10 protein-coding genes are annotated in these 12058 nt (G+C 69.4%); 4 read left to right on the forward strand and 6 right to left on the reverse strand.

Annotated features, from left to right (window positions below; all coding sequences use genetic code 11):
• Positions 1 to 12 precede the first annotated feature (12 nt).
• Positions 13 to 417 carry a GFA family protein gene (locus tag C8N24_RS30940; protein ID WP_121257542.1) on the forward strand — a complete coding sequence of 135 codons (405 nt, stop codon included), beginning with the start codon at positions 13 to 15 and terminating at the stop codon, positions 415 to 417.
• A gap of 352 nt (positions 418 to 769) precedes the next feature.
• Here C8N24_RS30940 and C8N24_RS30950 read toward each other — a convergent pair whose 3' ends face one another.
• Both C8N24_RS30950 and C8N24_RS30955 read right to left on the reverse strand, forming a co-directional pair.
• Complete coding sequence (locus C8N24_RS30950; protein WP_147448070.1) at positions 770 to 2515, reverse strand: hypothetical protein; 1746 nt, start codon at positions 2513 to 2515, stop codon at positions 770 to 772.
• A 198-nt stretch (positions 2516 to 2713) separates the two neighbouring features.
• Positions 2714 to 3715: an Lrp/AsnC family transcriptional regulator gene (locus C8N24_RS30955; protein ID WP_211340196.1), complete on the reverse strand. Its 1002-nt coding sequence runs from the start codon at positions 3713 to 3715 to the stop codon at positions 2714 to 2716.
• A 78-nt stretch (positions 3716 to 3793) separates the two neighbouring features.
• Between C8N24_RS30955 and C8N24_RS30960 the strand changes: the two genes are divergently transcribed.
• Positions 3794 to 5338, forward strand: a complete 1545-nt coding sequence (locus C8N24_RS30960) for an MFS transporter (protein ID WP_121257550.1) — start codon at positions 3794 to 3796, stop codon at positions 5336 to 5338.
• 256 nt (positions 5339 to 5594) lie between these two features.
• Here the strand turns inward: C8N24_RS30960 and C8N24_RS30965 are convergent, their stop codons facing one another.
• From C8N24_RS30965 to C8N24_RS30975, 3 genes are all read right to left on the reverse strand, one after another.
• Positions 5595 to 5792, reverse strand: a complete 198-nt coding sequence (locus C8N24_RS30965) for a bacteriocin immunity protein (protein WP_211340197.1) — start codon at positions 5790 to 5792, stop codon at positions 5595 to 5597.
• A 668-nt stretch (positions 5793 to 6460) separates the two neighbouring features.
• Positions 6461 to 7042, reverse strand: coding sequence for a hypothetical protein (locus C8N24_RS30970; RefSeq protein WP_121257552.1), 582 nt, complete (start codon positions 7040 to 7042; stop codon positions 6461 to 6463).
• A 589-nt stretch (positions 7043 to 7631) separates the two neighbouring features.
• Positions 7632 to 8756, reverse strand: coding sequence for a nucleotide disphospho-sugar-binding domain-containing protein (locus C8N24_RS30975; protein ID WP_121258163.1), 1125 nt, complete (start codon positions 8754 to 8756; stop codon positions 7632 to 7634).
• A 488-nt stretch (positions 8757 to 9244) separates the two neighbouring features.
• On the opposite strand from C8N24_RS30975, the gene C8N24_RS30980 reads away from it, so the two are divergent.
• A complete protein-coding gene (locus C8N24_RS30980; protein ID WP_147448071.1) occupies positions 9245 to 9679 on the forward strand; it encodes a hypothetical protein in 435 nt (144 codons plus the stop codon).
• A gap of 540 nt (positions 9680 to 10219) precedes the next feature.
• Here C8N24_RS30980 and C8N24_RS30985 read toward each other — a convergent pair.
• Positions 10220 to 10627: a hypothetical protein gene (locus C8N24_RS30985; RefSeq protein ID WP_121257556.1), complete on the reverse strand. Its 408-nt coding sequence runs from the start codon at positions 10625 to 10627 to the stop codon at positions 10220 to 10222.
• A gap of 290 nt (positions 10628 to 10917) precedes the next feature.
• On the opposite strand from C8N24_RS30985, the gene C8N24_RS30990 reads away from it, so the two are divergent.
• Entirely contained in the window at positions 10918 to 12015 is a 1098-nt protein-coding gene (locus tag C8N24_RS30990; protein WP_121257558.1) for an oxidoreductase, read from the forward strand.
• Positions 12016 to 12058 lie beyond the last annotated feature (43 nt).

Consider the following 12058-nt stretch of genomic DNA (forward strand, 5'->3'; position numbering starts at 1 on the left):
AACGGAGTGGGGATGAGCGCGCGCGAGCTTGACGGCGGCTGCTGGTGCGGTGCGGTGCGCTATCGCGTCGCCGATGACTTCAGGTACGCGAGCATCTGCCACTGCTCGCGCTGCCGGGCGGCCACCGGTTCGGCGTTCAAGCCGTTCGCCGGCATCGAGCGCGAGAAGCTGAGGATGCTCTCCCCCGGTGACGCGCTGCTCGTCGTCGGCGATGCGGTCCTCAACGACACCCGCTGCGCGACGTGCGGTTCACTGCTGTTCTCGGTCGTACGTGAGGGCGAGTACGTGCACGTGGCGCTGGGATCACTCGTGGATGCACCGTCGATCCGGCCGAGCGAGCACATCTTCGTCGGCTCGAAAGCGCCCTGGCATCGGATCACCGATGACCTGCCGCAGTTCGACCAGCACGCGGCCTGACGTGGACGACTAGGGACTCGCCAAGCGTCGCGCCGAGGCAACTCCGAAGCCGATGATCGACAGCATTGCCACCGGCACGAGCCATGCCCGGCGGTCACCACGGCTCAGGACCTCCGCCGCATCGACGCCCGCGACCTCATCGGCCGGCCCGAGGCGGTCGCGCGCGACCGTGCCGCGAGAGGCGGCTGCGAGAGGCGCGTGACGGGCGCTCGCTGCTCGGCAGCGCGGACCATCGCCCCGATCGGGTGAGCGTCCGGGTGCGAAGCGGTTTCGTCGTCGCAGTCGACGGCATCGGCTAGGCGAAGCACTGCGCCGGGACGCGCACGCACGCGGCATCGTCACCGAACGGGGGTCAGGTGGCTGGTGCCAGGCGGATGGGATTCAGGACCGCTCGCCGCCATGCGCGTCCGACCTTCGCCGGCACCGAGACCTTCACGACGAGCTTCACGCTCGCGCTGACCCCCTGCGCAGCGAGTGGGAGACGAAGCCGGCCGTTCCATACGCCTCGCGAGCGGAACGAGCGGGTCTGGCGCACGACTAGCGGCGTCGCCCCACCACGCACACGGATCGTCGCGACGGCTTCGGCGCGGCCGCGTTGCCCGATCTTCGCCCGAAAGCGGATGGCGCCGGTCTGCCGGCGCTTGGCAGTCACACCGAGGTTCAGCACGATGAACGCGAACCCACGCGCGTCGCGCGTGGTGCGGATGCCGTCGCGTCCCAGCGTCGCCGTGACCCAGGCGGCTGGTGAGTACGAGGAGTTGAAGTCTCGGCTGCCGTCGAGCGGCACGCCGTGGTCGAACCGGTACGACAAACACGCCACACGGCGCGCGGAGCGACGTGAGCATCGTCGTAGCCCGTATCCGATCCGGTATCCCTCGTCGACCTGCTCGGAGCTGGTCTGCTCACGGCGAAGTCGGGTCAGAGCGTCCGCGATCGGCAGCACCTTGCGCGTGTCCATCGCTGCGCGAGCCTCCGCCCGACCGTCCCTGGTGCGCAGCCGCAATCGCAGCTCATAGGGTCCGACGCCTGGTCGGCGGCTGAGCTCGAGCTCACCGTCCGGCACGTGGGCGTCGGCACGCACCGTGTCGACGACGCGCCCATGCGAACGCACTTCCAGCTCGATCCGACCTGGAACCGGCGCGAGATAGCCCACACGACCGTCCGCGAACGTCCGGAACGCCCGTTGCGTGAAGGCCACCCGCGCGCGTCGGCTCGCGGGCGGCACGACTGCGCGCACGCTCGTCCGCTCTTCGGCGTCTTCGCTCGCGAAGATCAACGAGCCGTCCGCCGCGTGAACGGCGCTTCCATTCACCGCAGCCTGCGGCAACCATCCGGCACCGGTGAGAGCCGGCGCCCCGTCTCCGTTCCCGTACACCCGCCGGCGCCGATCGTGGATCGCCGTCAGCGTGCCATCGGGAGCGACGAGATCCAGGCCACGTGCCCCCAGGTCACGACCGGTGACGAGGACGCGACCATCGCGGAGAGGCGTCAATGTCGGACAGCAAGAGCGGCGAGCGATCGGACGACTGCCGCCGTCAGCCTGCACCAGAACAAGCTCCTGGCCGTTCCAGACCAGGAACCGACCTCCGGCAATCGGTGAGAGCTCATCGTTGGCCACCGTGACGCCCGGGACCTCACTGAGGGCGCCGTTCGCATCGATCCACCACGGACGCCCCTCATCCCTGGACACGACCAGACGGCCGTCGTCCAGCGCGATCAGCATGCGCGAACGGCCACCGACGTCGGCAACCGAAGCGACGGCGCCCGATCGAGCATCCAAGCGCACGACACGGCCGTCCTGGACCTTCAGCAGCGAACCCGCTGCGTCGACGAGCTGACCCCCGAACCGATCACGTGTGACCAAGCCGCTCGGCCACAGCCGACCGTAGTTGGTCAGCACGCTCCCATCGGGGAAGGCGCCCTGCCTCAAGAGCGCCAAAGGCGGCGCTTCGGGGAGCAGATACGGCGGCAACGAGGGCTCGCCCTCGACCTCGACGGGATCAACGAGCGTGAAGACCCGAGCGTCAGGATCGAGAAAGGTGGCTGACGCGACGGCATGTGCCGGATACGTGAGCACCAGCAGCGACGAGACGGCCATGAGCGCCCACCAACGCCACATGAGAACGAGTCGACTGTACGCCTACGAACACCTGGGCGACAAGTCGCGAGCAAGGACCGCACGGCGGTACGACGTTGTCGTCCCTCGCTGAGATCGGGGGCAGCGCGCGCAAGCCGACGAGGCGGCCACTCGCCGGCCGTGGGGGCGTCAGTCCGTCGACAGACGCGACGTTCGCGGCTAGAGCCGCGGCAGGCGGTCGCCGTCCATCACGGTGCCCGCCTGCTTGAGGTTACGTACGGTGACCGTGACCTCGTGCTGGCGGATCGCGGTGATCGGGGCCAGGCGCTCGGTGATGTAGCGGTACAGGTCGGCGGTGTCGCGGCACGTGACGGCGACGACGAGGCTGGCCGGGCCTGAGACGGCGCCGACGAAGCCGACTTCCGGGTGCAGGGCGATCTCGCTGCCGACCCGGTGGATGTCGGCCGGGGCGACGGTGAGCCACAGCGTCGCGGCTGCGCGGAACCCGATCAGGGCGTGGGCGACCTCGACGTCGACGAAGAGCACCCCGCGCTCCAGGAGCGCCTCGACCCGGCGGGCGACCGCGCTTTCGTTGCGCCCGGTGGCGGCGGCCAGCGCCGCGAAGGAGATGCGACCGTCGGCGGCGAGCGGGGCGAGGAGCGCGTCGTCGTCGGGGGTGAGGCCGGGCTCGTGCACTGGCACGTTGCGGCGCGAGCGGGCGCCGAGCGCGGCGATCTCCTGGGCGTTCAGGCGCGCGTCGAAGCCCTGCCACTCCTGCAGGCCGGTACCGGCGAAGATGTGCAGCATCGTGGCCGTCGAGACGTCGGTGACCTGGCTCAGGCGCGGGAGGTTCTTCAGGACCAGGTCGTCGCGGTCGCGCGGGTCGTCGATGCGGAGCGAGCACAGCACCTCGGTCCCGGCGGCGGCGAGCGTGACCCACGAGACGTCGGGCCGTCCGGCGAGGGCCTTGCCGATCGGCGCCGCGGCGCCGGGCGCGGTGCGGATGCGGACGAACAGGCTCTCGCGTGACGCGCGCGGGTCCGGGAGGACGACGACGCGCAGGATGCCGGCCTCGCGCAGGCGCCGGTAGCGGCGGGCGACCGTCTGCTCCGAGGAGCCGAGCGCCCGGGCGATGCGTCGGAACGAGGCGCGTCCGTCGAACTGGAGGGCGCTCATGATCCGGCGGTCGAGCCGGTCCGTGGTGATGGTTTCCGTCTCCACAGGCATGATTGTGGCGGGATTCTGCGCGAAACGCCGTTCCGCTGGGTCGCAGAGGGGGATGCGCGACACCATCGGCGCATGACCTCTTCCGCTTCTCCCACGGCTGTCGCGCCCGGTCGCCGACGCTGGGCGCCGCTGCTGGCCGTCTGCCTGGGCACGTTCATGCTGCTCCTGGACGTGTCGATCGTGAACGTCGCGCTGCCCGACATGGCGACCGCGCTGGACGCCTCGTTCACCGGCCTGCAGTGGGTGGTCGACGCCTACGCCCTCGCGCTCGCCGCGCTGCTGCTCCTCGTCGGCTCGATCGCCGACGCCGCCGGTCGCCGCCGGACCTACCTCGTCGGCCTCACGGTGTTCGTCGCCGCGTCGCTGGCCTGCGGCCTCGCGCCGTCCGTCGGGCTGCTGGTCGCCGCGCGGTTCGTGCAGGGCGCGGGCGCCGCGGCGATGCTCGCGACGACCATCGCCCTGCTCAACACGGCCTACCACGGCCGTGATCTCGGCACCGCCTTCGGCATCTGGGGCGCGACCTCGGGTGCCGCGGTCGCCGCCGGCCCGATCGTCGGCGGTCTGCTCACCCAGGGCCTCTCCTGGCGCTGGATCTTCTTCGTCAACGTCCCGATCGGCCTGGCGACGGTCGTCATGGCCCGGCGCACGCTCAGCGAGTCGCGCCTGCCGCGGCGCCCGCGGATCGACTGGGCCGGCGGCGGCGCCTTCACCCTGGCCGCGGCCGCGCTGACCTTCGCGCTGGTGCGGGTCGCCGAGGCGGGCTGGGGCTCCCGGCAGACGCTCGGCGCGCTGGCCGTCTGCGTCGCCGCGCTGGGCGCGTTCGTCGCCATCGAGCGGCGTGTGGCCGAGCCGATGCTCGACCTGGCCCTGCTGCGCCGCCGCTCGTTCGTGCTCGTGCTGATCGCCGCGGCGCTGCTCTCGATCTCCGCCTTCGCCGGCCTGATCTACGTGTCGATCTGGCTGCAGACCGTGCTCGACCTCGGCGCGATCTCGGCCGGTCTGGTGACGCTGCCGCTGAGCGGGATCGCGTTCTTCGTCGCCGGCGGCCTGGGTCGCGTGCTGCACGGCGTTTCGCCCCGCTGGACGGTCGGCGGTGGCCTGGCGGTCATCGGCGTCGGCGACCTGCTCATGCTCGGCCTCGACGGCACCTCCGGATGGGCCGCGGTCCTCCCCGGGCTGGCCGTGATCGGGGTCGGGACCGGCATCGCGGTCCCGACGGTCGTCGCCGCGGCGATGGCCGCGGTCCCGCGCGAGCGCGGCGGGATGGCCGCCGGCGCGGTGAACACGGGACGTCAGCTCGGATTCGCGGCGGGCATCGGCGTGCTGGGCAGCATCTTCAGCGCCCGGGTCGACACCCTCCTGGCGGGCGGCGCGGAGATCGCGCACGCGGTGAGCAGCGGCGGTTCCGCCGCGGTCCTCGCGGCCGCCCCGGCCGGTTCCCGGGTGACCCTCGACGCGGCGATCCACTCGGCCGTCGGCGGCGCGCTGGGCACGACCTTCCTCGTTGCCGGACTGCTGGGCCTGGCCGGCGGAGCGGCGGTTGCGCTGCTGCTGCGCGAACCCGCGGCGCAGCGCGCGCCGGAGCCGGCGGGAGAGGCGCTGGGCGCGCGGGCGTAGGCAACCGGGCGGCTCAGAGTCGGTCGGCGCTGGGCGGCCGCGGGCTGACTCGTCGCTGCTCGAGGCCTGGCGTGGGCGGCTGAGCGACTCGCTCGGAGTACCGAGTTCGTCGAAAACGACCACTTCGCCTTCGCACACGCCAATGGTCAGAGCGCTCGCGTCGCTTGGTTCAGGGACCGAGCTCGATCGCTCGGTACGACAGCGCAAGGTCGACGATGTCGGCCGGGCTCTTCTCGATGAACGTTCCGTCGGCTCGTCACTCTGGCCAGTAGATGAGGTCTGTAGCCCTCGGGTGCGGGACGCTGTGCTCGAAACGCCGCACCAGCTCATGGTGCTCGGCCTCCGTGCCGTCCGCTCGCAAGATCTTCTCGACGAGTGCGATCAGCTCATCGCGCGACAATGCACCCGGGTGGCTGACTCGAGGCCCGTCGTCTTCGGGCGGCACGATCTTCACGGGCAGCGAGTGTCAAAGCCGGTCACCGCTCAAGTGTGCCGGGCAGCAGCGAAAGAAGCGTCTCCGTCGAAAAGGACGCTTCTCCGAGCAAGCATGACCATCGTGGGCGCCCAAGACCTGGTCCGCCCCCCCATAACGGCGCCCAACCGTCGAGAAGAACCACTCGATTCGGCCGTGTGCGACATCCGTCGACAGCGGTTGCCTCGTCGCGCAGGCTCGCGATAGTGGCGAGGTGCGGAAGGTGCTCGCTATCGCTCGCTGTGGGCGAGCAGCGACCCCAAACCCGAGCGGACCGTCAGCGCGCGCGACGAGCCCTGAGGCTCTTGCGGGAAGCCGATCCTGACGGGCGCTGGCACGTTCGTCGCGTTGTGATCGTTCACGGCACGGCATGGGTGTTCACCCGGCTCGGAACGTCCCTGCGCGGTAGGCCTTCGCTGGTGGCGATCTGCAGAGCTCTCGTCGACCAGTTCCGCTGGTCCGACAACGTCTCGGTCATCGGACAGGAACGAAGTCCCACCGTCCATTCGTGGGTCCTCGTCGAGGGCGACGCGCCGGCGGATTGCGCGGAATCGAGCGTGGGGGAATCGCATTCGCAATGACGACGGAAAGCCGCCATCCCCTCGAAAGCGTGCTGGTCCACTCGTACCGAAGAAGCGCGCGCGGTGTCGCTACGCCACCTGGGTGACCCCGGCGTGGGCGATGCTGAGAACCCGACGTCTGTCAGGGGAGACGGTGACCCGCGTCCAGCTCGTCGACACATATGCGGGTCCGAGGCGCGGCTTGCGTGAAGCGGTCAGGCGAACCCAGACGACGTCCGGCTCGTCTGGATGCACGACGACTTCGTCGGTCGTGTGGGTTCCCGGCTCGTAGCGATCGGTGGCCTTCAGCGATCGGATGTAGTCCTCGGCTTCCAGGATGAATCGCCCGGCGACGATGGCGAACTCGTCGCTGAGCAGCGAGCGCAGGGCGTCGTAGTCTTTGGCGTTGCTGAGCGCGCTCAGGTGCTCGATCAGCGGCACGTGAACCGCCGTGGCGCCGGGCGGCGGACCGGCCGAGGGATCGACCTGCTTCAGCAGGTGCTCGCGCGCACGGCGGGGCCGCAGCAACCGGTAGTACGCCATCGACCCCGCAACGGCCACCAGAGCAGGGACGACCGACGCCCACCAGGGGGCGTCGACGGCGTCAAGAACACCGTCCAGGACCACGTAGAACACGAGCCAACCAACGCAGAGGAGCAGTAGGCGCTTCATCAGCGGCGCGAGCCTACGCGACCTGTCGCTCAGTGGCCAGTGCGCACGGCAGCCAGCAAGCCATCGAAAACCGACCCCGGCATTCCCAAAGCGACAGACGAGACAGGCAGGGGTGACCAGCGAGTTCGTCGAGAAGCGCTACTTTCACTTGTGCCGTCGATGCGAATCCGTCGCTGGCAGACTGACCCGATGCGCGCAGTGGTTGCATCTGCAAGCGGAGAGACGGCGCTCCGATCGAACGGAGGGCGCTACGAGATTGGATCGCGTGGCGAATGGTTCCCGATCGAGGAGGCGCTTGTGAGTCTGCTCCCCCTGCTCGAGCGCGCGCCAGGGGACGGCGTTGCACACGTCGGCAAACTGCGAGGACCACTGTTTCCGTAGGGGACAGTCCTCACGGCGGCCCTCAGCAGCGACAGCGCCTACTGGTAGGAGCGCGCTGTCGAGTGGCTCGCCGCGCTTGGCACGGCACCGCGCTCGTGGAATACATGCCGGCGCGGTCGCCGAGCCGCTAGCCTCGCCATTTCACCTGCCACGCGCCAATGTCAGCCCAAGGGATCAGTGCACGCCACGGTGTGCACCCCTGGCAAAGTCAGGCGAGGCCGGCGATTTTCGGCACGAGGTCGGCGGGCGTCGGCAGCGTCGCGATCTCGTCGGCCACCTCGGAGGCGGCCCGGCCCAGCCCCGGGTCGGTGAGCAGGCGGTCGATCAGCTCCGCGTCCACCTGATCCGGCTCCGAACGCAGACCGAGTCCGCGCCGCACCACGGCGTCCGCGTTCATGTACTGGTCGGCGCCGTGCGGCAGCACGAGTTGTGTGACTCCGGCGTCGATCGCGGTCAGCGTTGAGCCGGCCCCGCCGTGGTGCACCAGCGCCGCGCAGGTCGGCAGCAGCGCGGACAGCGGCACCCACCCGGCCGCCCGCACGTTGTCCGGCAGTTCTCCCAGTGGCGACGGGTCCGCGTCGCCGAGGGCGAGTACGAACTCGGCGTCCAGATGCCGTGCCACGTCGACGAGTTTGGTCAACGACGTGAGCGCGCCGACCTGGGTCAGCACCGTGCCGAGTGTCACCGCGACGCGCGGGCGCGCGGGCCGTTCGAGCACCCACTCGGGCAGCACGCCACCTCCGTTGTACGGCACGTACCGCATCGGCCAGCCGCGCACCGGCCGGTCGACCATGCTCGGCGGCGCCACGTCGATCGACTCGCGCACCTCGGGAAACCCTTGCACGCCATGCCGTTCGCGTTCCTCCACCATCTTCTTGAAGATCGCCTCGGTCATCGACGCCTCGTCGCCGAACCCGAAGCCGTGCGACACGGCCGGCACGCCGAGCTTCGCGGCGACCAGCGGCCCGGTGCCCTCCATCGACGAGTACACGACCACGTCCGGCCGCCACGATTCGGCCGCCGACACGGTCAGGTCCACCGACACGCCGGACAACTTGGCGAAGATCGCGCCGATGAACTCCAACCCCTTCTCGGTGTCGACGTCCGTGCTGTAGTCGAACTTCTCGGGTTGCTCGCTGGCCGCCTGCTGGAACACCGCGCCGATGTCGACACCCGGCGCGGTGTCCACGACGTGCAGGCCGGCGTTCGCGGCCTCCTTGCCGCCCGCGGTCGCCATCAGCACCTCGTGGCCGGCGGCACGCAGCGCGTGTGCCAGGGGGATCGTCGGGAACACATGGCCAAGACCGGGGGAGGTCGCGAGGAGTGCGCGCACGATTCCCATTTAACACGCGCCGTCGATGCGCGCCATGCCGCGCGATGCTATGAGGCCGGACTGGAACCTTGCGTCAACGCGACTCGACCCTCGCCACGCGTCCCCGCCGTGTGCGGAAAACGCGGTTCCGCTCCCGGGCCCGGGCGAGCGAACGGCCCCGCGCGATCGCTCACACGCGAAAGGCTAAGCCAGGCTGCTTCCGCTTTGAGGCACAAGCGGAAGTGAGACGACGGAATCGGTCGCAACCCAGCCGAGCCCCGCCGCGCTCACCGCGACACCAGCTTTATGCGACAGCCACCGTGCGACGCGGTAGCGCCGGATTCTGCCGAAGTAGCGAAATCGTCGAAAAGAACCACTTTGGCGGGTACTCTTCGAGCGCTTTCTCTAGTCGAGATCGTCGCGGTCGTTGCCGTCTACCTTGATCCTGCAATTGCGCGGCGAGCGGCGCCACGCGGCGAGGGCACTCACGTCGACACGGGATGGACGGCATGGACTTCGACGATTTCCCCGACCACCTCCGCCAGCGACTCGACTCGCTCGGCGAACAGGCGCCGGCGCGAGCCGCGGTCCAAGAGTTCCTCGCGATGGCACGGCTCCCCATCGACGATCGGTTCCCGCGGTCTGAAGCTGACGACTTCGTGCGCGCCATCGCCGGGACCACCGACGACAGTCATCAGATCCAGCTCCTGCGCGAAGTAGCGACCTACATGGACGACGAGTTTGCTGGAATCGCGTATTTCAATCTGATCCTGGACTTTGATCGATCCACCATCGATGGCCCCGTGGAGTTCTCGCTCGACCTCGACGAGGAAGCCCCGTATCCGCTCAGCGACGTGATACCGATGATGGAAGCCGCAAACGACGTGCACCGCCTGCTCACGGTCCCACCCCGATCCTGGAAGACGTACGTCGACGGCGTCTGAGACCCGCGCGCCAACTGCTACTTCTCGCCCGGAGCAACGTGGCGATGCCCGCGCCACGTCAGACAGCGTCGTACTGGCGGCGAGACCGGGACGAACGCGTCGCGAAACACGCGCCGCCTCTGTAGGTGCCCACCGACGATGGCCAAATCGTCGAAAAGGATCCCTCCGTCGACACGATCAGGCCAGGGTTCGGGTACGTGCCCTTTGTGCACCGATTCTGGTCTAGTGCCTACTGGTTCGACATCCTCGGTGCTGTCGTGTCCGTCCCGCTATTCGTGGTCGCGCTCATCCACGGGGTCGGATGGCGAAGCCTCGTCATCCTCGCCGCCGGGGCGTTCTGGACGCTGATGGCTCGGGTCGACCGTCGACGCGCTCGCGCGTCCGCCCGGCACCGCGCGCTCCGCCGCAGTAGACGAGCCCGTGAGGCGCAAGAGGACTGGGACCGACCTCGTCGAGATTGAGAGGCGCGGTTTCGTCGAATAGCGCTACTTCTGCGTCTGCCTCGAAGGGGCAGCCGAACCGAATGCCCGCTGGTGCCGGTCACTCTGACGGCCCCGGGCCGGAGGGCGAGTCCTCCTCGCGATCTTCACGGAAGAGTCCCCTCTCCCGCATGAGCTTCAGCGCACCGGCCGCGACAGGCTTGATGCGTTCCGGCCACCCCGACTCGATGAACTCCTCGTCGGAACAGATCCGCGGAGTTGCGGCACACGCCTCCAGCAACAATCGCTGGACCCGGTCCAACTCGTGCACTTCGACCGGCGTGAACGTCGACCAGTCCCGCCACTGCCAAGGCGCCTCGTCGTCGATGGTGTCGAAGAAAACGTTGACGTACTCGGCGTGTCCTACTGAGCGCACGCCGTCGTTTCCTTCGGCCAAAAGGTCGAGTGACTCGATTGCGCGGTTCCGAAGGCGCTGCTCGATGACGCGCTCGCTGGGTCGGTCGTCCATCCTGGGTAAGGCTAAATGTCCGGCCTCCACCATCGACGTGAGAGCCGTCCCGTGGGGCTCCCTCAGTGGAATACCTGCGGCAGTGAGCATCGAGCGCGATGCTGCCGCTTTCGCCTGAACGCAGAAGTAGCCAGATCGTCGAGAAACGCTATTTCGGCAATCACCTTCCGTGAGCCGCTGCGCGAGACGGGCAGCATTGCAACTTCGGTAATGGTTGACTCCGCAACCGGCTGGTAGCCTGGGACTGATCGTTCGATCCCGGACGAACTACTTCTTGTTGGAGACGTACCTTGGCTCTTGATCCGCTCTTCGCGCCGTACGAGCGCGGTGACCTCGTTCTGCCCAACCGGCTCGCGCTCGCTCCCCTCACTCGCAACCGCGCGAAGGGCACGGTCCCGGCGGAGCTCAACGCGGAGTACTACGCGCAGCGCGCGAGCGCGGCGTTCCTGATCGCCGAGGGCACGCAGCCTTCGGCCATCTCTCAGGCCTACCTCGACACGCCGGGCCTGCACTCCGACGAGCAACAGGCGGGCTGGGCGAAGGTCGCCCAGGCCGTCGCCGCCGCCGGCCCCGCGAAGCTCGTCATCCAGCTGATGCACGGCGGACGCGTCGCGCACCCCGTCTTCAACGGCGACCAGCAGCCCGTCGCGCCGTCGGCGGTCACGGCCGAGGGCACCGTGGTGACTGGCGACGGCAGCGTGCCGTTCGTGGAGCCGCGCGCGATCGAGACGGACGAGCTGGAGGCTGTCAAGGGCGAGTACGTGCACGCCGCGCAGCGCGCGCTCGCCGCGGGCGCGTACGGCGTCGAGCTGCACGCCGCTAACGGCTACCTGCTGCACCAGTTCCTCGCCGAGAAGACCAACCACCGCACGGACGGATACGGCTCCGACGTGGCGGGCCGGATCCGCTTCGTGGTGGAGGTCGTGGAGGCCGTGGCCGCCGCGATCGGCGAGCGCCGCACCGCGATCCGCGTCTCGCCCGGCCACGCGGTCAACGACGTCGAAGAAGCCGATCCGCAGACAACCTACGCCGCGCTCTACGAGGAACTCGCCCGCTTCGACCTCCTGTACCTGCACGTGCTCGACTCCTCGCCGCACGCGGGCTACGACGTGCTCGACCAAGCGCGTGAGCTCTATCCCGGCACGCTGATCGCCAACCCCGGGTTCTCCCAGGAGTTCGACTTCGAGGGCGCCGCGGAGCGGATCGCCGACGGTCGTTTCGACCTGCTCGCCAGCGGCCGGCCGTTCCTCGCCAACCCGGACCTCCCGCATCGCCTGCGGGAGGGCGCACCACTCAACGAGGCGGACGGGTCCACCTTCTACGGCGGCGACGCGCAGGGCTACACGGACTACCCGACCCTGGACGAGCTGCAGACCACGACGAACTGAGCCTCAGGCGCTGCTGCTCGTCCGTGACGTGCTCGCTGCACGC

It is taken from the genome of Solirubrobacter pauli (assembly GCF_003633755.1).
GTDB classification, from domain to species: domain Bacteria; phylum Actinomycetota; class Thermoleophilia; order Solirubrobacterales; family Solirubrobacteraceae; genus Solirubrobacter; species Solirubrobacter pauli.

What these genes read in the sequence shown, in the direction of transcription:
- C8N24_RS30940 (WP_121257542.1), top strand. Translation starts at nt 13, where the DNA reads ATGAGCGCGCGCGAGCTTGACGGCGGCTGCTGGTGCGGTGCGGTGCGC.
- C8N24_RS30950 (WP_147448070.1), bottom strand. Translation starts at nt 2,515, where the DNA reads ATGGCCGTCTCGTCGCTGCTGGTGCTCACGTATCCGGCACATGCCGTC.
- C8N24_RS30960 (WP_121257550.1), top strand. Translation starts at nt 3,794, where the DNA reads ATGACCTCTTCCGCTTCTCCCACGGCTGTCGCGCCCGGTCGCCGACGC.
- C8N24_RS30970 (WP_121257552.1), bottom strand. Translation starts at nt 7,042, where the DNA reads ATGAAGCGCCTACTGCTCCTCTGCGTTGGTTGGCTCGTGTTCTACGTG.
- C8N24_RS30980 (WP_147448071.1), top strand. Translation starts at nt 9,245, where the DNA reads ATGGACTTCGACGATTTCCCCGACCACCTCCGCCAGCGACTCGACTCG.
- C8N24_RS30985 (WP_121257556.1), bottom strand. Translation starts at nt 10,627, where the DNA reads ATGGACGACCGACCCAGCGAGCGCGTCATCGAGCAGCGCCTTCGGAAC.